Origin of the sequence: Sagittula sp. S175 (assembly GCF_049800975.1) — a bacterium.
Classification (GTDB): Bacteria; Pseudomonadota; Alphaproteobacteria; order Rhodobacterales; family Rhodobacteraceae; genus Sagittula.
This window is the reverse complement of sequence record NZ_JBNAGB010000001.1, coordinates 369,595-394,031: the sequence shown is the minus strand read 5'-3', so window position 1 is coordinate 394,031 and position 24,437 is coordinate 369,595. Positions and strand designations below refer to the sequence as shown.

21 protein-coding genes are annotated in these 24,437 nt (G+C 63.5%); 15 read left to right on the top strand and 6 right to left on the bottom strand.

What is annotated here, in order from left to right; genetic code table 11:
• The first annotated feature begins 277 nt into the window (after positions 1–277).
• Positions 278–1,696 (top strand): cryptochrome/photolyase family protein, encoded by a 1,419-nt coding sequence (locus tag ACP16H_RS01895; protein WP_425070538.1) that lies wholly within the window; start codon positions 278–280, stop codon positions 1,694–1,696.
• A gap of 108 nt (positions 1,697–1,804) precedes the next feature.
• Here ACP16H_RS01895 and ACP16H_RS01890 read toward each other — a convergent pair whose 3' ends face one another.
• Positions 1,805–2,416, bottom strand: a complete 612-nt coding sequence (locus ACP16H_RS01890; RefSeq protein ID WP_425070537.1) for a response regulator transcription factor — start codon at positions 2,414–2,416, stop codon at positions 1,805–1,807.
• 293 nt (positions 2,417–2,709) lie between these two features.
• On the opposite strand from ACP16H_RS01890, the gene ACP16H_RS01885 reads away from it, so the two are divergent.
• The 3 genes from ACP16H_RS01885 (at position 2,710) to ACP16H_RS01875 (ending at position 6,916) form a co-directional block, all read left to right on the top strand.
• Positions 2,710–3,240, top strand: coding sequence for a molybdopterin-dependent oxidoreductase (locus ACP16H_RS01885; RefSeq protein ID WP_425070536.1), 531 nt, complete (start codon positions 2,710–2,712; stop codon positions 3,238–3,240).
• Positions 3,237–5,699, top strand: a complete 2,463-nt coding sequence (locus ACP16H_RS01880) for a PAS domain S-box protein (protein WP_425070535.1) — start codon at positions 3,237–3,239, stop codon at positions 5,697–5,699. The genes ACP16H_RS01885 and ACP16H_RS01880 overlap by 4 nt, the downstream gene beginning before the upstream one ends.
• Before the next feature lie 293 nt (positions 5,700–5,992).
• Entirely contained in the window at positions 5,993–6,916 is a 924-nt protein-coding gene (locus ACP16H_RS01875; RefSeq protein WP_425070534.1) for a glycosyltransferase family 2 protein, read from the top strand.
• 9 nt (positions 6,917–6,925) lie between these two features.
• Here the strand turns inward: ACP16H_RS01875 and ACP16H_RS01870 are convergent, their stop codons facing one another.
• Entirely contained in the window at positions 6,926–7,336 is a 411-nt protein-coding gene (locus ACP16H_RS01870; RefSeq protein WP_425070533.1) for a hypothetical protein, read from the bottom strand.
• A gap of 174 nt (positions 7,337–7,510) precedes the next feature.
• On the opposite strand from ACP16H_RS01870, the gene ACP16H_RS01865 reads away from it, so the two are divergent.
• The 7 genes from ACP16H_RS01865 (at position 7,511) to ACP16H_RS01835 (ending at position 15,562) form a co-directional block, all read left to right on the top strand.
• Positions 7,511–8,719 carry a class I SAM-dependent methyltransferase gene (locus tag ACP16H_RS01865; RefSeq protein WP_425070532.1) on the top strand — a complete coding sequence of 403 codons (1,209 nt, stop codon included), beginning with the start codon at positions 7,511–7,513 and terminating at the stop codon, positions 8,717–8,719.
• Positions 8,720–8,722: 3 nt separating this feature from the next.
• Complete coding sequence (locus ACP16H_RS01860; RefSeq protein ID WP_425070531.1) at positions 8,723–9,163, top strand: TrgA family protein; 441 nt, start codon at positions 8,723–8,725, stop codon at positions 9,161–9,163.
• Between the two features lie 4 nt (positions 9,164–9,167).
• Positions 9,168–10,280 (top strand): gamma-glutamylcyclotransferase, encoded by a 1,113-nt coding sequence (locus ACP16H_RS01855; RefSeq protein WP_425070530.1) that lies wholly within the window; start codon positions 9,168–9,170, stop codon positions 10,278–10,280.
• Between the two features lie 75 nt (positions 10,281–10,355).
• Positions 10,356–11,384, top strand: a complete 1,029-nt coding sequence (locus ACP16H_RS01850) for a cysteine synthase A (protein WP_425070529.1) — start codon at positions 10,356–10,358, stop codon at positions 11,382–11,384.
• Entirely contained in the window at positions 11,381–13,828 is a 2,448-nt protein-coding gene (locus ACP16H_RS01845) for a DUF3772 domain-containing protein (RefSeq protein WP_425070528.1), read from the top strand. The genes ACP16H_RS01850 and ACP16H_RS01845 overlap by 4 nt, the downstream gene beginning before the upstream one ends.
• A 12-nt stretch (positions 13,829–13,840) precedes the next feature.
• Positions 13,841–14,560 (top strand): alanyl-tRNA editing protein, encoded by a 720-nt coding sequence (locus tag ACP16H_RS01840; protein WP_425070527.1) that lies wholly within the window; start codon positions 13,841–13,843, stop codon positions 14,558–14,560.
• 81 nt (positions 14,561–14,641) lie between these two features.
• On the top strand, positions 14,642–15,562 hold the full coding sequence (locus ACP16H_RS01835) for a DMT family transporter (protein ID WP_425070784.1): 921 nt from the start codon (positions 14,642–14,644) through the stop codon (positions 15,560–15,562).
• Positions 15,563–15,568: 6 nt separating this feature from the next.
• Here the strand turns inward: ACP16H_RS01835 and ACP16H_RS01830 are convergent, their stop codons facing one another.
• The 4 genes from ACP16H_RS01830 to ACP16H_RS01815 all read right to left on the bottom strand — a co-directional run bounded on the left by ACP16H_RS01830 (position 15,569) and on the right by ACP16H_RS01815 (position 19,581).
• Positions 15,569–16,987, bottom strand: coding sequence for a protein adenylyltransferase SelO (locus tag ACP16H_RS01830; RefSeq protein WP_425070526.1), 1,419 nt, complete (start codon positions 16,985–16,987; stop codon positions 15,569–15,571).
• A gap of 90 nt (positions 16,988–17,077) precedes the next feature.
• Entirely contained in the window at positions 17,078–17,524 is a 447-nt protein-coding gene (locus tag ACP16H_RS01825) for a GNAT family N-acetyltransferase (RefSeq protein WP_425070525.1), read from the bottom strand.
• Positions 17,521–18,465: a nucleoside hydrolase gene (locus ACP16H_RS01820; protein ID WP_425070524.1), complete on the bottom strand. Its 945-nt coding sequence runs from the start codon at positions 18,463–18,465 to the stop codon at positions 17,521–17,523. The genes ACP16H_RS01825 and ACP16H_RS01820 overlap by 4 nt, the downstream gene beginning before the upstream one ends.
• Positions 18,466–18,639: 174 nt before the next feature.
• The gene (locus ACP16H_RS01815; protein WP_425070523.1) at positions 18,640–19,581 is read right to left on the bottom strand and encodes a radical SAM protein; all 942 of its coding nucleotides are present in this window, start codon (positions 19,579–19,581) and stop codon (positions 18,640–18,642) included.
• A gap of 214 nt (positions 19,582–19,795) precedes the next feature.
• Between ACP16H_RS01815 and zwf the strand changes: the two genes are divergently transcribed.
• The 4 genes from zwf (at position 19,796) to ACP16H_RS01795 (ending at position 24,436) form a co-directional block, all read left to right on the top strand.
• Positions 19,796–21,250, top strand: a complete 1,455-nt coding sequence (zwf, locus tag ACP16H_RS01810; RefSeq protein WP_425070522.1) for a glucose-6-phosphate dehydrogenase — start codon at positions 19,796–19,798, stop codon at positions 21,248–21,250.
• 20 nt (positions 21,251–21,270) lie between these two features.
• Positions 21,271–21,948, top strand: coding sequence for a 6-phosphogluconolactonase (gene pgl, locus ACP16H_RS01805; protein ID WP_425070521.1), 678 nt, complete (start codon positions 21,271–21,273; stop codon positions 21,946–21,948).
• 55 nt (positions 21,949–22,003) lie between these two features.
• A complete protein-coding gene (gene pgi / locus ACP16H_RS01800) occupies positions 22,004–23,581 on the top strand; it encodes a glucose-6-phosphate isomerase (protein WP_425070520.1) in 1,578 nt (525 codons plus the stop codon).
• Between the two features lie 153 nt (positions 23,582–23,734).
• A complete protein-coding gene (locus tag ACP16H_RS01795; RefSeq protein ID WP_425070519.1) occupies positions 23,735–24,436 on the top strand; it encodes a hypothetical protein in 702 nt (233 codons plus the stop codon).
• Position 24,437: the final 1 nt, after the last annotated feature.

The window sequence follows — 24,437 nt, the reverse complement described above, 5'->3', positions numbered from 1 at the left end:
TCCTGGTGGGGGCTGCCGGGGAGTTGGGGAGTTTGCCCCGGGTGCATCGGCGGCCACCGGCGCGGGCTGCGCCCGCGCAGCCCTGTCCGGATTGTCGTGCGTTGCACGGGGACTGCAAGTTGTCAGGCGGTCCACGGTGGGGGCTCTGCCCCCTCGCTCCTGCGGAGCTCACCCCCGAGGGTATTTGAAAAACCAAAGAAGCAGGGGGCTGCGAATTTCCGGCTTGGGGTTGTTTGCAAGGCTTTCGTTCTAAGTTGCCTGCGAAACAGGAGGTTCCATGTCTGCATCCCCCACGATTGTCTGGTTTCGTCGTGATTTGCGCCTGTCCGATCATGCGGCGCTGTCCGCTGCGGTAAAGCGCGGTGGTCCGGTCATCCCGGTCTTTATCCGCGATGCCATGGTCGATGGGTTAGGGGCGGCGCCGAAGTGGCGGCTGGGTCTGGGCGTGGAGTGCTTTGGGGCGGCGTTGCAGGAAGTCGGGTCGCGCCTGGTGCTGCGGTCGGGACCTGCGCGGGAGGTGCTGGAGGAACTGGTCGAAGAGACAGGGGCAGGCGCGGTCTACTGGTCGCGGGCTTATGATCCGGACAGCGTCGAACGCGATACGCGGGTCAAGGAGGCGCTGAAGGCACGCGGTGTCGAGGCTGAGAGTTTTACCGGCCACCTGATGTTCGAACCCTGGAGCGTCGAGACGCAGCAGGGGGCGTTTTACAAGGTCTACACGCCGTTCTGGAAGTCGGTGAAGGGGCGCGATGTGGCAGCGCCGGTGAACGCGCCATCGGAGTTGAAGGCGCCGGGGACCTGGCCAGAGAGCGAGGCATTGGCGGAGTGGGCCTTGGGGGCGGCGATGCGGCGTGGGGCGGAGGTTGTGCGGCCATATGTTCGGTTGGGAGAGCAGGCGGCGCAGACGCGGCTGGGTGTCTTCATGCGCGACAAGGTGGCGGACTACGCCGAGGCGCGGGACCGGGTGTCGGAGGATGGGACCTCGGGCCTGTCCGAGAACCTGTCGTTGGGTGAGATCTCCCCGGCGCAGTGCTGGCACGCGGGATTGCGGGCCGTTGAGGCCGGGAAAGCTGGGGCCGAGACGTTCCTGAAGGAATTGGTCTGGCGCGAGTTTGCCTATCACCTGATGTGGCACACGCCGCGTATCCTGACGGACAACTGGCGCGAGGAGTGGGACGCGTTCCCGTGGAACGAGGACGAGCGTCTGAAAGAGGTGAAGGCATGGAAGCAGGGGCGCACGGGGATACGGTTCGTCGATGCCGGGATGCGCGAGATGTATGTCACCGGCCGTATGCACAACCGGGTTCGGATGATCGTGGCGTCCTACCTGACAAAGCACCTGATGTGCCACTGGCGGGTCGGCCAGAAGTGGTTCGAGGACTGCCTGATCGACTGGGACCCGGCGTCCAATGCGATGGGCTGGCAGTGGTCGGCGGGGTCGGGACCGGATGCGACGCCGTACTTTCGGGTCTTCAACCCGGTGACGCAGCGCGAGAAGTTCGATCCCGACCGGGCGTACGTGAACCGCTGGATCGCCGAGGAGCGATCGGAACCTGCAGAGGAGGCTCTGGCCTATTTCGATGCTATCCCGGAGAGTTGGCCGCTGTCCGCCGGGGATGCCTATCCGGAGCCGATCGTGGACGTGAAGTCGGGGCGTGAAAAGGCATTGAAGGCATACGAGAACCGAGGGTTCTGAGCTGGCGCGGACTGCGTCCGCAGGGGGCGCTGCCCCCGTCGCTGACGCGACTCCCCCGAGGGTATTTGGATCAAGATGAAGGCAGGCGGTCGTGCAGTACGGGCCGGATCAGCTGAGACCGGCGTCGCGGGCGATGATGGCGGCCTGAGTGCGGTTGTTGACCTCGAGCTTGCGGAACAGGGTCTTGAGATGCAGCTTGATGGTCGGTTCTGTCAGGTCGAGGTCGCGGGCGATTTCCTTGTTGGATTTGCCCTTTGCCAGCCCGTCGAGGACCTCGCGTTCGCGGCGCGTGAGCTTTGCCACGTTGCTGGTGGGGTCGGGTTCGGAGGGAGCCGTCATGAAGTCGATGGGCGCGTATTGCTCGCCCATGGCCATGAAGCGCACCGCATTGACCAGCGATTTTGCTGGCAGGGTCTTTGGCACGAAACCGGCGGCGCCGAGGCCAAGAGCCTGTTCCGCCACTTCGCGGGTGGCATTGCCGGAGATCAGGGCAACGCGTTGACCGCCGTTCAGCGCCATGGCTTCGGTCAGGCTGTCGAGACCGCGCATGCCGGGCATCTTGTAATCGAGCAGGACGAGATTGTAGGGCGCGTCCTCGCGGATCCGCGTGCATGCCTCCTCGAAGGTGGCGGCACTGCCGAGTTCGAAACCTTCGTCCCCGAGAAAGGCGATCAGCGTGTCGCGCAAAAGATCATGGTCGTCGGCAATCAGAACTCTCATCACGGCGGGCGCCTTCCGGATCATTGGTACAGACAGTGTTAGCCGCTGGGCAGGTTATGACAACCTGCGGTATGACCCAAGAGAAAAACCGGCGTGCTGTTTTACACCTGTGGAAGGCGCCTCGGGGACTCCTTGAGCGGCGATGAGGGGACGCCGGACTTAATCCATCGGCTGACTTCGGCTATGTTGCGAGGCTGGAAACTATCCCTACGGACAGGTCGCCCATCCCGAAGTCCCTGTGGTCTGGTGGAGTAGGGCTGGCATAAGCACCATGACGCAGGAGGACTCGCCAGATGATAGCCCCGTCCACAAGCCTCGGGATCGCCCAAGCTGCCTTGTCGGTCTGGGTGACATTCGCTTTTCCGCTGGCTGCAGACCCTCTGGCGCGTCCGGAGGGGCGTGTGATCCTGACGGTCACAGGGGAGATTGGTGTCACCAATTCGGTAGATGGCACTGCGGCGGAATTCGACCTCGCGATGCTGCGCGCCCTGGGCGAGAGCGAAATCGTCACGGATACAATCTGGACGCCGGACACCAGTCACTTCACGGGCATCCGTTTGAAGACGCTGCTGGACTTGCTGGAGGCCGACGCCGAAAAGATCGAGGCCGCGGCGATCAACGACTACCGCGTGGAGATACCGATCACCGACGCGACCGAAGACGGTCCGATCCTGGCTTATGCCATGGACGGGGCTCTGATGTCGCGCCGGGACAAGGGGCCGCTTTGGCTGATCTACCCCTACGCGTCTTCGAGTGACTATCGCACCGAAGTGATCTATTCCCGGAGCATATGGCAGCTCGACAGGATGATCCTCGGGAAATGAACAGGCGGGCCTCCGCATTCATGCGGGAGCGGTCCGGGCGTACCCGTGGGATGTCGCTGGCGGTTGTTGTCGGCGGGCTGCTGTGTCTGGTGGCGATTGCCTTCCTGATTGCCGAAATCGTGCGGGAGTTCCGCTTCTACAATTCGGCCAATTCCGACAACGTGCATTGGGCTTTGAGCCAGGCCGAGGTGGAATTCCTGGAATTCCAGCGTGCCATCCACATGGCGCAGATGGAAGCAAGTCCGCAGGCGCTGGAGCAGGTGGTCGAGGAATTCGATGTGTTCTACAGCCGGATCACGACCCTGACGACCGGTGCTCTGTACGCGCCATTGCGCGAGACGATCGGGTTCGGGTCATCCACCACCGCAATACGAGATGCATTGGACCGGATGATTCCCGTGATGGACGGACCATCCGAAGGGTTGATTGCGGCTTTGCCCGCCTTGGAGCGGGAAACCACGATCCTTCGTCCGCGGTTGCGTGAGGCAACCACCAATGGATTGCAGTATTTCGCGGTTCTGTCTGATCAGAGCCGCGAGACGGTCGCCGTCACCTTGCTGCGGCTCGGGGTGGTGGTTGTCGTGCTGCTGCTTGCGCTGCTCTTGCTGCTGCGGCACACGCGGCGGGTCGGTCGTCAGATCGAGCGCCGGGGGCAGGAGTTGGCGGGCGCCTATGCGCGGCTCAACACCATCATGGACACGGCCCTGGACGCGGTCATCGTCAGCGACCTCGACGGCAAGATCCTGAATTTCAATCCGGCCGCCGAGCGTATCTTTGGCTATCGCTACGACGAGGTCTGGGGGCGGAGTATCGGTGAGGTCATGGTGCCCGAAGACGTGCGCGCAGCGCATGAGGCGGGCATGGCGCGGATGAAGCAGACCGGTGAGGTTGCTGTAGTCGGGCAGGGACGGGTCCGGCTTGAGGCACAGCGCAAGGGCGGCGAGGTCTTTCCGGTCGAGATGGCGCTGGAGCGCGCGCGGACCGGAGACCAGGAGCTGATCGTCGGTTTCCTGCGCGACATTTCACACCGGGTGCGGCAGGAGACCGAGCTGGTCAAGGCGCGCGACCGGGCCTTGGCCGGAGAACAGGCCAAGTCCGAGTTCCTTGCGATGATGACGCACGAAATCCGCACACCCTTGAATGGGCTGCTGGGCAACCTGTCCCTGTTGAAAGGGACCGCACTGGACGGAGAACAAGGGCGCTACCTGCGCAACATGGAGACTTCGGGCGCAGTGCTGATGCGGCATGTGGATGCGGTGCTGGACGTGGCGCGCTTCGAGGCCGGGGCGGCAGGCACCTCGGTCGAGGTGGTGAATCTCGGTCAGTTGGTCGGCGACCTCGTGGCATCGCAGCAAGGGGCAGCCGCCGCGCGCGGCAATGTCATGCGTTGGGAGTGGGTCGGCCCAAAGGTCGACTGGGTGCGGTTGGACGCCGTCCGCCTGAGCCAGGCTTTGTTGAACCTCGTGGGGAACGCGATCAAGTTCACGCGCGACGGGCAAATCATCGTCGAGGTGGAGGCCGAAGCGCCGGATCTCGAATTCCGCGTGATCGACACCGGGCCGGGGTTGGCCGAGACCGACCGGGAGCGTGTGTTCGTCGATTTTCAGACGGCGGGTGGCGAAGAGCCGGGCACCGGTCTTGGTCTTGGCATCGCGCGCCGGTTCGTCGGGGCCATGGGGGGCGAGATCGGCGTGGAGAGCGAGCCGGGCGAGGGCTGCGTCTTCTGGGTGAGACTGCCCTTGCAGACGGCGGAGGCACCGGGGGACGAGGCTGCCGGGGCCGACGCGCTGGTGGCTCCGGTGCGCGACGTCCTTTTGGTCGAAGATAACGAGATCAATCTTGAACTTGCGCGCGACATGCTGCGTGCGGGCGGGCATCGCGTGACGGAGGCGCGCAATGGTGCGGAGGCCGTGGCTTCCGCGCAAGGGCATCGCTTTGACGTGATCCTGATGGACATCCGCATGCCGGTGATGGACGGGCTGGAAGCCACACGCGCCATCCGGGCCGGGCAGGGTGCCTGTCGGGAAGTGCCGATCATGGCGCTGTCCGCCAACGTCCTGCCGGAAGCGCGGGATCGCTTTGTCGCGGCGGGGATGAGCGGTTTCCTTGCCAAGCCGTTGTCACAGGACGATCTGACGCGTGTCCTGTTCGCGTGCTGCCCCGAACGGGCCTCGGGGCGTGGTGCGGGGCTTTGCGTGCGGTACAATCGCGAGGTGGCGGCGCTCTTTGAATGGTTCGGCAGGATCGTTCCGGAGAGCATGGCAAACGAGGAGCGCGAGGCTCTGGCCGAGGAGGCGCATCGGGTGGCGGGCAGCGCGGCGGCCTTTGGCCAGCCCGGTTTGCGCGATGCGCTTGTCGCTGTCGAGGAGGCCGCATTGGCGGGAGGTCATGGATTGGCCGCCAGCATAGAGGCCGCGCGGAAAGCGCGGGCTGCTGCCCCGGTCGTTTCATTGGGGTGAAACAGCCGACATCGCCTCCTTTAAGATGTATTTCGGATAAATGTTTATAGTTTTCAGCGGCTTCGGGATCAGGGGCTATTGATCGGACGGGTGTCCTGTCCGTTCGGATAGGCGGCACCACAAAGGCGGCTTCACGCTCTACGGGCGCGCGCGGGACAATGTCGGCGTCAGAACAATAATGGTTAACAAAGCATTGAGTGGACAGGCAGCGTTATGCAGGCGACGGGAGAAGAACGGTTCAGTGCAACCGCGGGAAGGAGACCAATCGGCAAACGGACGGCGGAGGGCGCGGGATGGCGTTGATCTCTGTCATCGTACCGATGTTCAATGCCGCTGATACGCTGGCAGAAACCATCGAGTCCATCCGCGCCCAGACCTGGACACGTTGGGAAGCGATCCTCGTCGATGGCGGATCGGATGACGGCACCTTTGCAATTGCCGCAAAGCTGGCGGCGGAGGAGCCGCGCATCCGTCTTGCGCGCAGCCCGCGTCCGGGGCCAAGTGCCGCGCGAAATCACGGCGCTATGGACCTCGCACGGGGCGACCTGCTGGCCTTTTGTGATGCGGACGACCTGTGGCAACCGAACAAGCTTGGGGATGCGGCGGATGCAGTGCTGGGTGGTCTGGCAGATGCGGCGTTTGGACGGGTCGGCGTCTTTCACGATGTGCCGGAGGATATTCTGCACTGGTCGAATGTGGCGCCCGGTTTGACAACCGTCCCGGTTCTTTTGACGGACAACCCGGTTGGGCCTTTGTCGAACCTGTCCGTGTCTCGAGCGGTTTTTGCCGAACTGGGGGGGCTGCGTGAAGACATGGTGCAGGGGGCCGAGCTGGAGTTCATGATCCGGCTTGCAGGCGAGGGATTCTGCCTGCGCGGATTGGACGCGGATCACCTGCGCTACAGGCTGCGTCCCAACGGGCTGTCCGCGGATACCGATGCTGTGCGGAAGGGACGATTGATGGCGCTGCGGACGGCCTTGCGCATGCATTGCGTGCCGACGGCCAGCGGAGAGGCGCTTAGTCTGCGCGAGATGGCGCACCGGGCTTTGGCCAGCGAATTGCCGGCGCGGGATGTGCGCCGGCTGGTTTCGGAAGGGTGCAGCATGGACGCGCGGGCATTTCTGTTGCCCGCACGACGTGGCGTGTTTCTGGCGCTGACCGCCTGGATGTTGCCTGCTTTGCCGCGCTGGTTGAAACGGTCAATGATGCCCTGGTGAGGCGGGCCGTCAGCTGGACACGCCTGCCATGGAGTTCATCGAGACCCAGCCGCTGCGGCCGGAGCCGAAATTCATCTTGCACACCGGTTTGGCGTCGTCGCAGGTCTGGATGAAGCCACCTTCGCCGGGCAAGAGCTTGCCCGTCTGGTTGCTGCGGTCTGCGCTGTCGTAGATGGCGACAGAGGCATCGCCCATGTTGAAATAGGCGATGTTGCGCGGCAGATCGCGGCGCCAGTTCTGTGCCTTGGGGGCATCCTGACGGATCGGTGCTGGGGCCGATAGGGTCGGGGTGCCGGACAGGGTGATCGGCCCGTCCGTGTTGCGCACCGGGGCTGTCACGGGTTGGACCACCTGTTGAACCGTTTCGCATCCCGCCAGCCCGGCGACCAGAATGCACGCAATCAGAATTTGTCGTTTCACGACCCGCTACTCCTATTCGGCTTTGCCTGAGCCTTTGAAATTGATCCGGGTTTCCCCACCCGACGTATCAGACACAGTAAAACACCAGTTCGCCGGAAATCCCAAGCCCGAAGCTTGCCGGCCATCGGGTTCAGCATAAACTCCTTCCCTGTAAATGAAAATCGAAAGCTCACCATGATCCTGACGACGCTCGACCATCAGCCCTCTTTGCCGCGCTATTTCGGGCACGTCTTTCACATGGCGCAGAACATGGAGTGTGGCCGTCTGGAAATGGTTTTGCCGGACGGACGGAGGTTTCGCGCCGAGGGAGCGGGACCGGGGCCGGTGGCCGAGGTGCATCTGCACGATGACGATATTTTCGCCCGTTTGATCCGCGAGGGCGACCTTGGATTTTGCGAAGCCTACATGGACGGGGCGTGGACAACGCCGGACCTCATGGCCTTTCTGGACCTGGTTCATGCGAACGAGGACTCGCTGTACGATGAGTTCCCGGGGCAGGGCTTGGTGCGGGCATGGGAGAATTTCCGATTCTGGCTTCAGTCCAACTCGAAGCGGCAGGCCCGAAAGAACATCGCGCACCACTATGACCTCGGGAACGATTTCTACGGCATGTGGCTGGATGACACGATGACCTACAGCTCGGCCTTGTTCGAGACGGGGCAGGAGAGCCTCGAGAAGGCGCAAATCGCCAAATACGCCAGCATGGTGGATCAGATGGGCGCGAAACCCGGGGATCATGTGCTGGAAATTGGCTGCGGCTGGGGGGGCTTTGCAGAATATGCCGCGAAGGAGCGGGGCCTGCGCGTGACCGGGCTGACCCTGTCGAAGGAGCAGTTGAAATACGCTCAGGATCGGGTCGCGCGGGCGGGGCTGTCGGATCGGGTCGAATTGAAATTGCAGGATTACCGTGACGAACGGGGCACATATGACGGCATCGCCAGCATCGAGATGTTCGAGGCCGTCGGCGAGAAATACTGGCCGGTTTACTTTGACACGGTGAAGGCGCGGCTGAAACCCGGTGGCCATGCCACCTTGCAGGTCATCACGGTTCAGCACAAGCGCTGGGAGGTCTATCGTAAGGGCGTGGATTTCATACAGAAATACATCTTCCCGGGTGGAATGCTGCCCAGTCCGAACGTCCTGCGGGCCGAAGTCGAGCGCGCAGGTTTGCAGGTGGTGCGTTCGATCGAATTCGGTGAAAGCTACAGCCAGACGTTGCGGCGCTGGCATGAGGACTTCAACGACCGGTGGCACGATATATCGCGGCTGGGATTCGATGACCGTTTCCGCAGAATGTGGAATTTCTACCTCGCCTCTTGCGCGGCGACGTTTCACAGCGGTAACTGTGACGTGACGCAGATCACCATCACGAGGCCCGCCTGATCCATGCCCACTGCCGCCAAGCTTATCGGAGCATTCTGTATTGCGATCGTGGCATGGCTGGCATCCGAGGCGATCCGGGACGTGTTTCCTGAAAACACGAACTTCGGGATCTTCAATTACGTCAACGTCGTGATCGGTTTCCTGTGCGGCTGGATGATCCTTGGTGCCCGGGCCGGTCGCGGCTTTGCCTCGGGCATTTCCAACGGTCTGACGGCGGTGGTGATGCTGGTGTTCTGGGGCCTGTTCATTCAGGGCGCATACGAGATGTTCGGGCGGTCGATGAAGCATCGCTATGGCAGCCCGTGGGAGGCCGTCGGGGCGATTTTCGACCTCTCGATTGAGTTCGGGCAGAAGATGCTGGACGGCCCGATCATCATTACGTTGATCACTGGTGCCGTGCTCGCCGGGATCGTGACCGAGATCGCCGGTCAGCGCTGGAAGTAAGATATTGGCGGACTTGTTCTTTTACGGAACTTTGCGCGACGATGGTCTGCGCGAGGTTGTTCTGGGGCGCCCATTGACCGGGCAGGCGGCGGTTTTGCCCGGGTACGAGGTCTGTGCGGCGCCGGGTGCTGCGTTCCCGTTGATCCGGGAGGGGGAGGGGCAGGCGCTTGGTGTGCTGATGCGCGATCTGACCGACGCTGACCTTGCCCGGCTCGATTTTTACGAGGGCGGATTTGGATATACTCTGCGAGATGTTGTCGTTCAGGTCGACGGCGTGGACTGCCCGGCAAAGGTCTACTTTCCCGACGAGCCGGGCGAGGGGGAGCCTTGGGTTCTGGCGGAATGGCAAGTGCCTTGGGGCAAGGTCAGCCGCTTGGCCGCACAAGAGGTCATGGACCGGTTCCAAGGTGAAGGCGCAGAGCCGGTCGGCCGGTTGATGCCCTTCCTGCGCGGGCGGGCTTGGGCGCAGGTCATCGCGCGGGACGCCGCACCGCAGACCGTGCGCACCACGATGGACATTTCGGATGTCGAGGTGCAGGGATTTGCCAAAGGCTACGACGGGTTCTTTCGGATGCGCCCCTTTGCGCTGCGGTATCGTCGGTTTGACGGGTCCTGGGGCGATGTGCTCGAGCGCGAGTGCTTTGTTTCCTATGACGTGGCCTTGGTCCTGCCCTACGATCCCGTGACCGACAAGGTGCTGCTGGTGGAGCAGCTGCGGTTTGGTCCAATCCTGCGGGGCGATCCCGCGCCCTGGGTGCTGGAACCTGTCGCGGGGTTGGTGGACGCCTGCGAAACTCCGGAACAGGCGGCGCGCCGCGAGGCGGAGGAAGAGGCGGGGCTGGCGTTGAAACGGCTGATCCCATTATCCAAGGGCTATGCTTCGCCGGGTTACAGCACTGAATTTTATCACAACTTCATCGGTCTGTGCGATTTGGCCCAGCGGGAGGCGCAGTCGCTGAATGGGCTGGATGTCGAACACGAGGACATCCGCAACCACGTCATGTCCTTCTCTGATGCCCTGGCTCTGGTCGACAGCGGTGAAATCAACGCGGTGCCTTTGCAGATGCTGCTCTACGGTCTGGCGGCCAAGCGCGAAGCGTTGCGGGCCGGAGTCTGACGCCTTCCGGCCCTTGAGTTCCCCCGGTCGCGGTCCTACACCTTCTGGTCAAGAAGGATGCGAAAGGACCGTGAGATGCGTATCGCTGCCGACCTGGCCCAGGCCGTTGGGAACACGCCGCTGATCAAGCTGAAGAAAGCCTCGGAGATGACCGGGTGCGAAATTCTGGGCAAGGCGGAATTCATGAACCCCGGTCAGTCGGTGAAGGACCGCGCGGCGCTGTACATCATCAAGGACGCGATCGAGAAGGGCGAACTGAAGCCCGGTGGCACCATCGTCGAAGGCACGGCGGGCAACACCGGCATCGGTCTGGCCCTGGTGGGCGCGTCCATGGGCTTCAAGACGGTGATCGTCATGCCCGAGACGCAGAGCCAGGAAAAGAAGGACATGCTGCGGCTGGCAGGCGCGGAACTGGTGCTGGTTCCTGCGGCGCCTTATTCCAATCCGAACAACTACGTGCGCTATTCGGGCCGTCTGGCCGAAGAACTGGCGCGCACCACGAACGAGGGCGTGATCTGGGCGAACCAGTTCGACAACGTGGCCAACCGCGAGGCGCATATCGCCACCACTGGCCCGGAAATCTGGGAACAGACCGGCGGCAAGGTGGATGGTTTCGTCTGCGCCGTTGGGTCGGGCGGGACGCTGGCGGGTGTGGGCATGGCGCTTCAGCCGAAGGGTGTGAAGATCGGCCTTGCCGACCCCGAGGGCGCGGGCCTTCTGAAGCTCTACACCGGCGAGGAGAACCCCGGCAACTCGATCACCGAAGGCATCGGGCAGGGCCGCATCACCGCGAACCTTGAGGGATTCACCCCGGATTTCTGCTGGCGGGTGGCCGATGACGAGGCGCTGCCGGTGGTGTTCGACCTGTTGCAGGAAGAAGGGTTGTGCCTTGGCGGGTCGTCCGGCGTGAACGTGGCGGGCGCGATCCGCATGGCCAAGGAAATGGGACCGGGCCATACCATCGTGACCGTGCTTTGTGATTACGGCACACGCTACCAGTCGAAATTGTTCAACCCCGAGTTCCTGCGTGAAAAGGGCCTGCCGACGCCGTCGTGGCTGACGCGGTCGCCGGCCAGCATCCCGGGCGTGTTCGAAGACGCATGACCCGTATCGGCACAGCCCTCAGGGCGCTGCTGCTGGCGGTCGCCCTGATCGCCGGTGGCGCAATTGTGCCCGTTTGGGCGCAGGACATCGCGCAACCCGACTACACTGCATGGGAGCTGCGGGCCCGCGCCGACGAGGTGAAGCTGGACCTTGGCACCGCCTCGGTTGCCGAACTTGAGGCGATCCGCGAACGGATGGTGGACTGGCGTGCGCAGTTTCTTGCGGCCCAGGACACCAACGAAACCCGCATCAACACGGTGCGGGCGCAGATCGACTCTCTGGGACCGGCCCCCGCCGAGGGTGAAGAGGAACCCGAGGACATCGCGGCCCGCCGCGCCGACCTGACCAACCAGCTGACCGAACTGCGTTCGCCGGTGCTGCGTGCGGAAGAAGCCTACACCCGCGCCGATGGTATCATCGGCGAGATTGACACGATCATCCGGGACCGACAGGCCAGCGAGTTGCTGGAACTGGGGCCATCGCCGGTGAACCCGGCGAATTGGCCCGCGGCGCTGAGTGCGCTGATGACCTCGGCGAGACTGAGCGCGCAGGAGATCATCGACAATGTGACCTCGCCTGCCTACCAGTCCGAGGCGCGCCGCAACCTGCCGCTCATCTTGCTGCTGGTCGGCATCGGTGTCGTGCTGATCACGCGCGGCAAGCACTGGGCTCAGCTGGGCGTCCACAAGCTGCGTGGCAATGCGCGGCGTGGCACGGCGGTGTTCCGGTTTCTGGTTTCGATGGGCGAAGTGTTGCTGCCCTATCTCGGGATCTATGCCCTGATCGAGGCGCTCTCGGCCACCGGATTTACCGGGATGCGCTGGGACTTCCTGCTCAACCAGCTTCAGCTTTGGGCCGCGCTGCTGCTGGGTACGCATTGGTTGGCAAACCAGACGTTTCACGAACTTGAAGACCGGTCGACCGTTCAACTGAACGACGCTGCGCGTTCCGAGGGGCGGCGGCTGGCGAATGCGCTGGCGTGGCTGTACGTCGCGCGCGACGTGATCGAGGCCCTGGGCGAGCTGGACGGCTATTCCGAGGCGACGACAGCCGTGGTGGAATTTCCGCTGCTGGTGCTGACCGCCTTGGGACTGTTCCGCCTTGGCCGCGTCATCAGTAACGATGAAAACGCCGAGGTGCCGGAGGACGAAGAGCCAAGCATCTTCCGCGCCCGTCTCATGCGCCTGCTGGGACGGGTCGGGATGCTGACGGCTGTCATCGGTACGGTCATGGCGGCGGTCGGCTACCTGCGGTTCGGCGAATTCTCGGTCTATCCGTTCGTGGCGACGCTGGGGCTGGCGGCCATGGTGATGGTCCTGCAACGCTTCATCTTCGATCTCAACGACCTGATAACCGACAGGCTGCGGACCGAAGGGGACGGGCTGATCCCGGTTCTTGCAGCCTTTGTCCTGAGCGCTGCTGCCCTGCCGTTCCTGGCGCTGATCTGGGGCGCGCGGACAGCCGACCTGAGCGAGGTCTGGACCCGATTCCGCGAAGGCTTTGTCTTTGGGGACACGCGGATTTCGCCGACCGATTTTCTGGTTGTCATCATCGTCTTCGTCATCGGCTACATGCTGACACGCCTGCTGCAGGGGGCGCTGAAAAGCACCGTCCTGCCCAAGACCAAGATCGACAAGGGCGGGCAGACGGCGATCACGTCGGGGATCGGTTACCTCGGGATATTCCTCGCTGCCATCGTGGCGATCACGGCGGGCGGGCTGGACCTGTCGTCGCTGGCCATCGTCGCCGGTGCGCTGTCGGTCGGTATCGGTTTTGGCCTTCAGACGGTGGTGTCGAACTTCGTCTCGGGGATCATCCTTCTGATCGAACGCCCGATTTCCGAGGGCGACTGGATCGAGGTCAACGGCGTGCATGGCACGGTAAAGGACATCTCGGTGCGGTCCACGCGGATCGAGACCTTCGACAAATACGAGATGATCGTCCCGAACGCCGACCTGATTGCCGGGACGGTATCGAACTACACGCGCGGGAACGTGCTGGGCCGCATCATCGTGCCGGTGGGCGTCGCCTATGGCAGTGATACCCGTAAGGTGCAGAAGATCCTGATGAACATCGTGCGCAACCACGATCAGGTTCTGATGAACCCGCCTCCCGGCGTGGACTTTATCGGGTTTGGCGCGGACAGCCTTGATTTCCAAATAAGGGCTGTCCTGATCGACATCACCAAAGGAATGGATGTCCGCACGGAGATCCGCCACCAGATCGTCGAAGCCTTCACCAAGGACGGGATCGAGATCCCCTTTGCGCAGCGCGACATCTGGGTTCGCAACGCCGAGGCCTTCAAGGGCCCGAGTTTTGGCGCACCCGGCGTCGAGACGCCCAAGGACGTGCCGGAACCCAAATCTATCGAAGGCGGCGGTCTGGACATCGTCGGCAATGACGGCAACGGAAGTGGGGATGGCGATGGCGACAGTTCGCGCTGAGGGAGACAAGGCATGACAGAGCTTCTGTACCGGGATGATCCGTACCGCCGCGAGGCACCGGGCCGGGTCATCGGTCATACGCCCGAGGGCGGTGTCGTCGTCGAGCCGCCGCTGTTCTATCCGAAGGGCGGCGGGCAGCCGGGGGATAGCGGCTGGCTGGAATGGGATGGGATCAAGCTGCCCATAGCAACGGCGGTCAAGGGCGAAGACGGCGTGTCGTCGGTCCTTGTTCCCGCCGAACCGATGGCGCTGCCGCCGAAGGGGGCGCATGTGGTGCAGGTGCTGGATTGGGACCGCCGCCATCGCCACATGCGGGTGCACACCGCCCTGCATTTGCTGAGTGTGGTGATCCCTTTGCCCGTGACCGGCGGTCAGATCGGCGCGGGGTCCGGGCGGCTGGACTTTGCCATGCCCGAGCCGCCTTCGGACCGGGACGCGGTGGAGGCAGCCCTGAACGGTCTGGTGGACCGGGATCTCGAGGTCTCCGAAGGGTGGATCACCGAGGAAGAGCTCGATCAGCGGCCGGAACTGGTCAAGACCATGTCGGTGAAGCCCCCGCGCGGGGCGGGTCGCGTGCGTCTGGTGCGGATCGGTCTGGGCACCGAACAGGTGGACCTGCAACCCTGCGGCGGCACACATGTGGCGCGCACCGGCGAGATCGGTCACGTCACGCTGGGCAAGATCGAGAACAAGGGCAAGCAGAACCGCCGCGTGAACATCTCGCTGGCCTGATGCGCGTCGCGCCGTTGAGAATGTTTGACCATCCGGTCAAAAGAGATTGACGGCGCAGCGCGGGCGGTGTCCTTGGACGACATGGAACGCAAGGACTCGATGGATCTTCAAGGCGCGGCGGGCATGGTGGCTTTCGCCGTCGCGCTGGCATTCAATCAGGTCGTCATCAAGCTGACGAACGGCGGGTTCGGCCCGGTCTTTGGTGCCGGACTGCGCTCGGCGCTGGCACTTTGCGTCTTGGGGCTGTGGCTGCTGGTGATGCGCCGCACTTTGGGGCCGCTCAGGATGAGCCTCAAATCGGGCCTGCTGATGGGCACGCTGTTCGGGGTCGAGTTCATCTTTTTGTTCAAGGCGCTGGACCTGACGTCCGTGTCACGCGCCTCCATCGTGTTTTATTCCATGCCCGTCTGGCTGGCGCTGCTGGCGCATTTCACCCTGCCGGGGGAACGGCTGTCGGCGCGTCGTGCGTTGGGTTTGGCGCTGGCCATGGCCGGGGTCGGCTGGGCGCTGGCCAACCCGGATAGCCGGGCGGGGGGTAATCTGACGGGGGACTTCATGGCGCTTCTGGCGTGCTGGTGCTGGGCAGGCATTGCCTTGACCGTCCGCTTGGGCAGAGTGTCCCGAATGCCCGCTGAGGGGCAGCTGTTCTGGCAACTCTCCGTATCCTCGGTGATCCTGCTGGGGGCTGCGCCCCTGATGGGACCGCTGTTGCGCGCACCAGATGCGATCAGCTGGGCCGCCATGGGCTATGGCGTGCTGGTCGCAAGCCTCGGATTCCTGTTCTGGCTGCGCCTGATGGCGATCTATCCCGCCTCGGACATTGCGTCTTTCAGTTTCCTGTCGCCGGTACTGGCAGTGGTTTTTGGCTGGCTGGTGTTCGGCGAACCAGTGGGGGCGCAATTCGTCCTGGCGCTGGGGCTGGTGGCCGTGGGGATCGTGCTTATCAACAAGCGCAAGAGGGCGGGCAAGCTGCCGCCCTCGACGGAAGGCCAAGGGGCCTGATCTGGGTCACGTCCCGCAGAACGTCGCGGTGACAACCTCGTGCTGCGCGGGCGGGTGCTTCAGCCAGTCGTTGTCACCATCACTCGAGTATGGATCGGCCAAGGCCGCATGCAGCCGGTGGAACGGCGCATCATCGCCCGCGGTCGCGGCTTGAATCATCGCCTCGATCTGGTGGTTGCGTGGAATTACGCGCGGGTTTGCCGCGACCATGGTGGACCGGGGATCGGTCTCGGCCTCCAGCCGTGACTGCAAGCGCGTGTGCCAGTCGGCATAGGCATCGCGGTCGGCCACCTCGTCGCGGGCGGACCCATCGGTCAGGGCGGCAAAAGTATTGGTAAAATCCGACCCGCCCTTGTGCATCAGGTCCAGGATACCGCCGACCAGGGCAGCGTCCTCAGGGCGTGGCTCTGCGATGCCCAGCTTGGCCGCGAAGCGCTTTAGCCAGGCGGAGCGAAGCATATCGGGCATGGTTTCGATCTCGGACTGGAAGGCATCGACGGCGGCTTCCTCGTCCGTTTCGAGCGGGATCAGAGCCGAGGCCAGTTGCGCCATGTTCCAGACGATGATGTCTGCCTGTGCGGCATAGGCATAGCGTCCAAAGCGGTCGATGGAGGAATAGACTCGGCGGGGGTCGTAGTCGTCCATGAAGGCACAGGGACCGTAGTCGATCGTCTCGCCCGACAGCGTGCAGTTGTCGGTGTTCATCACGCCATGGATGAAGCCTACGGAGAGCCAGCGCGCCACGAGGTCCACCTGTTTCTTCATGGTGGCCCGCAGCAGGTCGAGCGGGGTGTCGGCCTCTGGCGCATGACGAGCGCGGCTGTGTTCGAACAGGGTGCGCAGGCTGTCAGTATCGCCTTGGGCAGCGAAGTACTGGAAATGCCCGACACGGATGTGGCTGGATGCGACGCGCGTCAGGATGGCGCCGGGCAGAGGGCGTTCCCGGATGATTTCTTCACCGGTGCGCACGGCAGCAAGGGCCCGCGTCGTCGGAATGCCGAGCGCGTGCATCGCCTCTGACACGATGTATTCGCGCAGTACGGGGCCCAGCCACGCCCGTCCATCGCCACGGCGGGAGAAGGGCGTCGGCCCGGAGCCCTTCAGTTGGATGTCGAACCGCCTGCCATCCGGTGCAACGACCTCTCCCAGCAGATGCGCGCGCCCGTCGCCCAGTTGCGGCGAGAAGCCGCCAAACTGGTGCCCTGCGTAAACCTGCGCGATGGGAGTGGCTCCGGCAGGCAGGCGATTGCCCGAGAAGTAAGCGGCCAGATCAGGGTCATCTTCGCCCGATATGCCCAGACGCTCTGCCAAGGGCGCATTGAAGGCAATGAGGGACGGTGCCTCTACAGGAACCGGGTTCAGGCGGGCGAACAGCGGTCCCTCAAGGCGGGCATAGCTGTTGTCGAAGGGGATCGAGAGGGTCATTGCCCCTATATAGTCCTCAACTCCCCGACCCGACAGGGGGCATGGCCGGGGCTGTCTGTCCGCGGGGCGTCGAAAGAGAGCCGGTCGCGTCTACAGCACGCGGGACATGAACATGTATCGGTCGCGCGCCTTGAAGCGGACGCGCGAATAGAAGGTTTGAGCGCGTTCGTCACTGCTGTCCACTTCGAGGTGCAGGGCCCGCACCCCGGCATCCTTCAGCGCCTTTGCAATATCGTCCAGCGCGTCATGCCCCATGCCACGACCGCGCACGGCGGGCCGGATGTAGATCTCGTCGACGATGGCATCGAGACCACCGTATTCGACCGACCAGCCAAAGGTGATGGCGAGATAGCCAACCGGAGATCGGCGGGGACCGATCAGCCAGATGGCACCGTGAGGCGAGCCTTCGAGCAGCGGTGTGATCGCGGCGTGCTGGTGTTCCGAGGTGGTGTCGTAGCCCATTTCAGAATGGAAGCCCGCCACCATCGGCAGCAGTTTCGGAAGGTCGTCGAGGGTCGCGAGGTGCAGGGACTTCATAGGCGGCCCAGACGCTCGGTGAGCAGGTTGAAAAAGTGCTCGGCGTCGATGTCACCCATGAAGGTCGCGTTGGGTGCGCGGTCGGTGACGCCCCACCAATCGGCGACGGTCATGCCGAGAGTGAGTTCCGACTGTGTCTCGATACAGACGTTGACATGGCGGCCCGAAAAAAGGTGTGGCGCCAGAAGGTAGCCGATGACGCAAGGGTCATGCAGGGGAGCGCCTTCGGAACCGTACTTGGCAATGTCGAAGCGTTCGAAGAAATCGGTCATCTGTGCCACGGCGGTTCCGACGCGCGTGTTCAACGCGCGGAACGCATCGTTGCGGGCCTTGGTGACGAGCGCCTTGTGCGTGACGTCCAGCGGCATGACGGTGATCGGTACGCCGGATCTGAACACGATATCGGCGGCATGGGGATCGACGTAGATGTTGAACTCGGCGGCCGGGGTGACATTGCCCACCTCGAAATACGCGCCACCCATCAGCACGATTTCCTGGATGCGGGCGGCGATGTCCGGTGCTTTCTCCAATGCCGTGGCGACGTTCGTGAGCGGACCGAGCGGGCAGAGCGTGACAGTCCGTTCCGGCTGGGCGCGCAGCGTGTCGATGATGTAGTCGACGGCGTGCTGGTCCTGCACCGGCATGGTGGGATCGGGCAGGGTCGGGCCGTCGAGGCCGGTCTTGCCGTGCACGTATTCCGCCGTGACCAGCGTCCGGTTCATCGGCCGATCGCAGCCGGCGAAGATGCGCGTCTCGTGCTTGCCGGCCAGTTCGCAGATCATCCGGGCATTACGGGTGGTCAGGTCCAGCGGCACGTTTCCCGCGACCGTGGTGATCCCGAGAAGGTCGATCTCCTCCGGAGAGGCCAGCGCCAGCAAGATGGCGACGGCGTCGTCCTGACCGGGATCGGTGTCGATGATGATCTTGCGGGGATATGTCATGCGCGGCTCTCCTGTCGCGACGGTGGTGACACGCGGCGCGCGGGGGCGCAAGCGCCTGTCATGTCATACGCGGTGTGGTGCCGGATGTGGCGCGGGACGCGAAGGCTTTTCGACGAAAAGCCTTCGTCACGCCAAGACCCTTCGGACGAAGGGTCTTGGGCCATCGCGGGGGTGTCAGGCGGAGCAGCTGGCGCCGCCGAGGACGCAGAATTTCGCGCAGTGCGGGTGATTGAGGGCGACGTCGGCCTCGGCTTCGGCGAGCGTCGTGCCCATTTCAAATTGCGGATCGTAGGGCAGGAGGGTGCAGGCCAGAACGGCGGGCGTCGCAGCCCCCTTGCGTTTGACCACCATGCGCGACGAGGCGCACATCACCGAAGTCGGGGCCTTGTTCAGGATACCCCAGCAGGCGGTGGTGATCTCGGGCACTTCGACGGTCTCGTCCATCTCCGGGAACAGGACCGTCATGCCGGGATTCGTAGCGTCGATGTCGAAACCTTCGGCGGCAAATAGCCGGGCGTACCCGTCACGGGCCTGCGTATCGGTTTCGTGCCACAGCGTCCGACCTGCGACAGCCATTCGGATGCCGGTGTCACGCAGCCATCGCATCCCTTCGAGCGTCTTCTCGAAGCTGCCTGAACCGCGTTCCGCGTCGTGATTGGCCGCCAAGTGATGATCCAGAGAAACCCTCAGTGTCAGACGGTTGCCGAATTCGGCCTTCAGCGCACAAAGGCCTTCCTGCAAGCGGGGCCGCATCATCGGGCGCATGGCATTGGTCAGCACCAGAACCTCGTATCCGCGCGCGAGGCTGGCGCGCAGCATGGCAATGATCTCGGGATTCATGAAGGGTTCGCCGCCGGTGAAGGCGATCTCGCGCACGCCCCAGTTCCGCGCCTCAAGTTGATCGAGATACGCCTCGACCTCGGCGGCGGTGATATAGACCAGCGCGTCATTCTCGGGCGAGCTTTCGATATAGCAGTTCGCACAAGTTATGTTGCACAGCGTTCCGGTGTTGAACCAAAGCGTCTGCGGATCGCTGAGCGCCACCGTGGCGCGCGCTTCGCCTTTCGCTGTGATCTGCGGGTCCTGGAACTTGCCGATGTTGGCCGTGTCTTTCATCCTGCCCTCCGTGCTGCCAAATATTGCTAAGCACTAATGTCGCGGGGGGCTACCCCGAAGAAAATTCCCCACGCCATTGTGAAGCGCCACATCGCTGTTAGACTTCCTTGCAAACATGCGGTAGAGCGGCTTCGAAAATGCCGCGTTACCGCTAACATTCTCGGTGGGGACAGGATCAATGCGCGGCTCGGGAAACGAGAAAGGACCGACAGTCATGGTGTCACGCGTCATTCCGGTGGACCCTTTCGATCTGGTGATTTTCGGGGCAACTGGCGATCTTGCCCGGCGCAAGATCCTGCCCGGGCTGTTCCGGCGCTTCTGTTCCGGGCAGATGCCCGAGGAGGCGCGAATCATCGGCGCCGCACGCTCCGAGATGGACGACGATGCGTTCCGGCAGATGGTGGCGGATGCCGTGCGCGAGTTCGGCGGCGGGCAGGCCTGCGAGGACGGAACGCTCGACTCTTTCCTTCAACATGTCGGCTACGAACATGTCGACGCCATGGGGGACGATGGCTGGAAGGGCTTGAGGGCGCGTCTGCGTCCGGGGTTGGTACGGGCCTTCTATTTTTCCGTGGCACCGTCGCTGTTCGGTGCCCTGGCCGAAAGGCTGCGCAGCTTCAAGCTGGCGGATGATGACAGCCGGGTGGTTGTCGAAAAGCCGTTTGGCCACGACCTCGCCAGCGCCAAGGCGCTGAATGCGACGTTGGCGCAGCATTTTCACGAAACGCAGATTTACCGCATCGACCATTACCTCGGAAAGGAAACGGTTCAGAACCTCATGGCGGTCCGCTTCGGCAACATGCTGTTCGAACCGCTGTGGAACGCCCAGTACGTCGATCATATCCAGATCACTGTAGCCGAGACAGTCGATGTCTCTGGACGGGGATCCTACTACGACAAATCCGGTGCCATGCGGGACATGGTGCAAAACCACCTGATGCAGCTCTTGTGCCTGATCGCCATGGAGCCGCCTGCACGGTTCGAGCCGGATTCCGTGCGCGATGAAAAGCTGAAGGTGATCCGCGCCCTCGACCCCGTCGATTATCACCACATCGTGCGTGGGCAATACGGCGCGGACGCCAGCCAGCCGGGATACCGGGTGCATGTGGAGGATGAACGCTCCACCACCGAGAGTTTCGTCGCGCTGAAGTGCCACATCTCCAACTGGCGGTGGGCCGGCACACCCTTCTACCTGCGGACCGGCAAGAAGCTGAAGGCGCGGGCCTCCGAGATCGCCGTGGTCTTCAAGGACGCGCCGCACTCGATCTTTGGCCCGGATGCTGGGACGCATCGCAACGTGCTGGCGATCCGGTTGCAGCCGAACGAGGGCATGACGCTGGATGTCACCATCAAGGAGCCGGGGCCGGGTGGCATGCGTTTGAAAGACGTGGCGCTGGACATGTCCTTTGCCGAGGCGCTTGGCGCGGATGCAGAGGATGTGCCGGATGCCTACGAGCGGCTCATCATGGACGTGATCCGCGGCAACCAGACGCTGTTCATGCGTGGCGACGAGGTGGAAGCGGCCTGGAACTGGACCGATCCGATCATCGCAGGATGGAACCGTCGGGGCGAAGTGCCAAAGCCCTACGAACCGGGGTCGAGCGGGCCGGAGGACGCCTTGATGCTGATGCATCGCGATGGACGTCGCTGGCGCGATATCCGGGCCTGAAACTGGGGGGAGATCGAAGCATGACCTACGATTTTCAGGAATATCCCGACCGCGAAATGCTGACCATCGAACTGGCGCAGCGGCTGGCCGGTGATCTGCGCGCAGCATTGCAACATGAGGACCGCGTCGCGCTGGTGGTGCCGGGCGGGACCTCGCCGGGGCCGATCTTTGACGACCTTTGTGCCGCCGACCTCGACTGGAGCCGGGTGGACGTGCTGCTGGGGGACGAAAGGTGGGTGCCGGAGGATAGCCCGCGGTCCAATACCGCGCTGGTCAAATCCCGTTTGCTGGTGAACCGCGCGGCCGCAGCCCGTTTCCTGCCGCTTTATGCCCCGATGGACAGGCCGGAAGATGCCTTGGAGGCCCTGGGCCACCCGATCGAGGACGTGCTGCCGCTGGCGGTTGTTCTTCTGGGCATGGGCGCGGATATGCACACGGCCTCGCTGTTTCCCGGTGCGGACCGGCTGGAAGAAGCGCTTGCCCCCGACGCACCGATCCTGATGGCATTGCGCGCACCCGGCGCGCCGGAGCCGCGCATCACGTTGACGGCGCGGGTTCTGGATGGGGCCATGTCGAAGCATGTCTTGATCTTCGGCGACGAGAAACGCGCCGCGCTCGAAGGCGCCAAAGGGCTGCCCGCCATGGAGGCTCCGATCAACGCAGTGATCGACGAGGCAAAGGTACACTGGGCGGCCTGACCGCCAGTGCAAGTGACAATCGGCCGGTCAAGGCCGTTCAGACAGGGGACGTGGGATGTTTGGCAAGGTAAAGGCGCAGGCACAGCGCGTCGAAGGACGGCGTATCGAGGATCTCTTCGCGGACACGGGCCGTGCTTCGGATTTTAGCGTCTCGGCGCTGGGGATGCTGTTCGACTATTCCAAGACGCAAATCGACTCCGAAGTCCGGGCCGACCTGCTGGCGCTTCTGGATGCGCGTGGCGTAGCCGCGCGGCGCGAGGCGATGTTCTCGGGCGAGAAGATTAACGAGACCGAGGGGCGCGCCGTCCTGCACACGGCTCTGCGCAACCTCGACGGGACACCGGTCATCATTGATGGAAAAGACGTGATGCCAGAGGTGTTGCACACCCTGTCGTGTATGGAAAAGCTGGCAGCCGAATTGCGCGCCTCGGATGTCACTGACGTGGTGAACATCGGTATCGGCGGGTCGGACCTTGGCCCGGTGATGGCGACACTGGCCATGGCCCCGTACCACGATGGCCCCCGCTGCCATTTCGTGTCGAACGTGGATGGCGCCGACGTTGCGGATACCCTCAAGGGCTTGAACCCGGCGACGACGGTTTTCATCGTCGCCTCCAAGACCTTCACCACTATCGAGACCATGACCAACGCGCAGTCGGCGAAGGACTGGCTGGCGGGGCAGGGTGTCTCGGCAGAGGGCAAGTTCATCGCGCTGTCCTCGAACAAGGAGAAGGCCGGGGCTTTCGGCATCCCGGAGGACCGCGTGTTCGGCTTCGAGGATTGGGTTGGCGGGCGCTATTCCATGTGGGGGCCGATTGGCCTGTCGGTGATGATCGCCGTAGGACCCGAGGATTTTAGGGCGTTCCTGTCGGGAGCGCAGGCGATGGACCGGCACTTCCGCGAGGCACCGTGGCAGGAGAACCTGCCCGCCATGCTGGCGCTCGTCGGGATCTGGCACAATCAGGGGCAGGGACATGCCACGCGCGCGGTGTTGCCCTATGACAATCGGCTCATGCGGCTTCCCGCGTATCTGCAGCAGCTGGAAATGGAGAGCAACGGCAAGGGCGTCAGCATGGACGGCTCTGACCTCGCCTACGACAGCGGTCCGGTGGTCTGGGGCGAGCCGGGCACCAATGGTCAACATGCGTTTTACCAGCTGATCCACCAGGGCACGCGGGTGATCCCTTGCGAGTTCATGGTGGCGGCGCAGGGGCATGAACCAGACTTGCGGCACCATCACGAGTTGCTTGTGGCGAACTGCCTCGCACAGTCCGAGGCGCTGATGCGCGGCCGCTCGCTGGACGAGGCACGCGCCAAGGTCGCGGGCAAGTTCGAAGGCGACGAGCTGGAACGGCAGGCGCGGCACCGGGTCTTTCCTGGCAATCGTCCGTCGACAACACTGATATATGACAAGCTCGACCCCGAAACGCTGGGCAAGATCGTGGCGCTCTACGAGCATCGCGTCTTTGTCGAAGGGGTCATCCTCGACATCAACTCCTACGATCAGTGGGGCGTGGAGCTGGGCAAGGAACTGGCCACGGCCCTTGGACCGCTGGTCAGCGGAGAAGCGCCTATCGAAGGCAAGGACGGGTCGACCGAGCAATTGCTGCGTTTCGTGCGGGATCGCGCCTGAATTCCTGGCAAGCTGACAGTATCTAACCGCGGGCGGGCGCGCAAACGCCCGTCCGGCAGCATTGTTCCGGCCAAGGCGAAAAATATACTGGGGAACATCCCCCGGGAGAGGGCGTTCAAATCTCATCCAAATGGGAACAAGGAGGACCCTGAGATGAAACGCTTTCTGATGACCACCGCACTTGTCGCCATGATGCCCGCAGCCGTGCTGGCCGAGTCGCACGCAGCAGCTGACGCAGATGCCACGGTGAAGATGCAGCAGACCGACCAGACCGCTGGCGCTGATGCGACGATGTCCGAAGATGGCACCAATTCCATGATGGCTTCCGAAGGTGAGGGCGCCGCGCTGAAGTCGGACGAACAGACCGCTGAAGGCTCTGATACCGTGATGCCGGAAGCAGATGCTGAGACCGACACCAGCATCGCCGATGCGGCTGACGACGTGAACGGCGCAGCCATGACCGGCGAGCAGAACATGCAGACCGCCGACATGATGGGCGAAGACCTTGGCATCACGGGCGAAGCGTCGGCCAACTCGATCATCGGTGCCCGCGTGTACGTGATCCGTGGTGACGATGCGGGCGAATGGGATGCGACCGCTACGTATGACGCCGTGGGCGACAACTGGGAACGCGCCGGTTCGATCCAGGACATCGTGATCGGCTCGGATGGCGCGATTGATGGCCTCGTTGCCGAGGTCGGCGGCTTCCTCGGGATCGGCGACAAGTTCGTCCTGCTGGAACTGGGCGAAGCAAAGCTGGTTCCGCTTGAAGGCGGCGGTTTTGACGTCGTGACCCACTATTCGAACGAGCAGCTGACTGACATGCAGGCCTACGACACGGCTTCGCTTCAGTAAC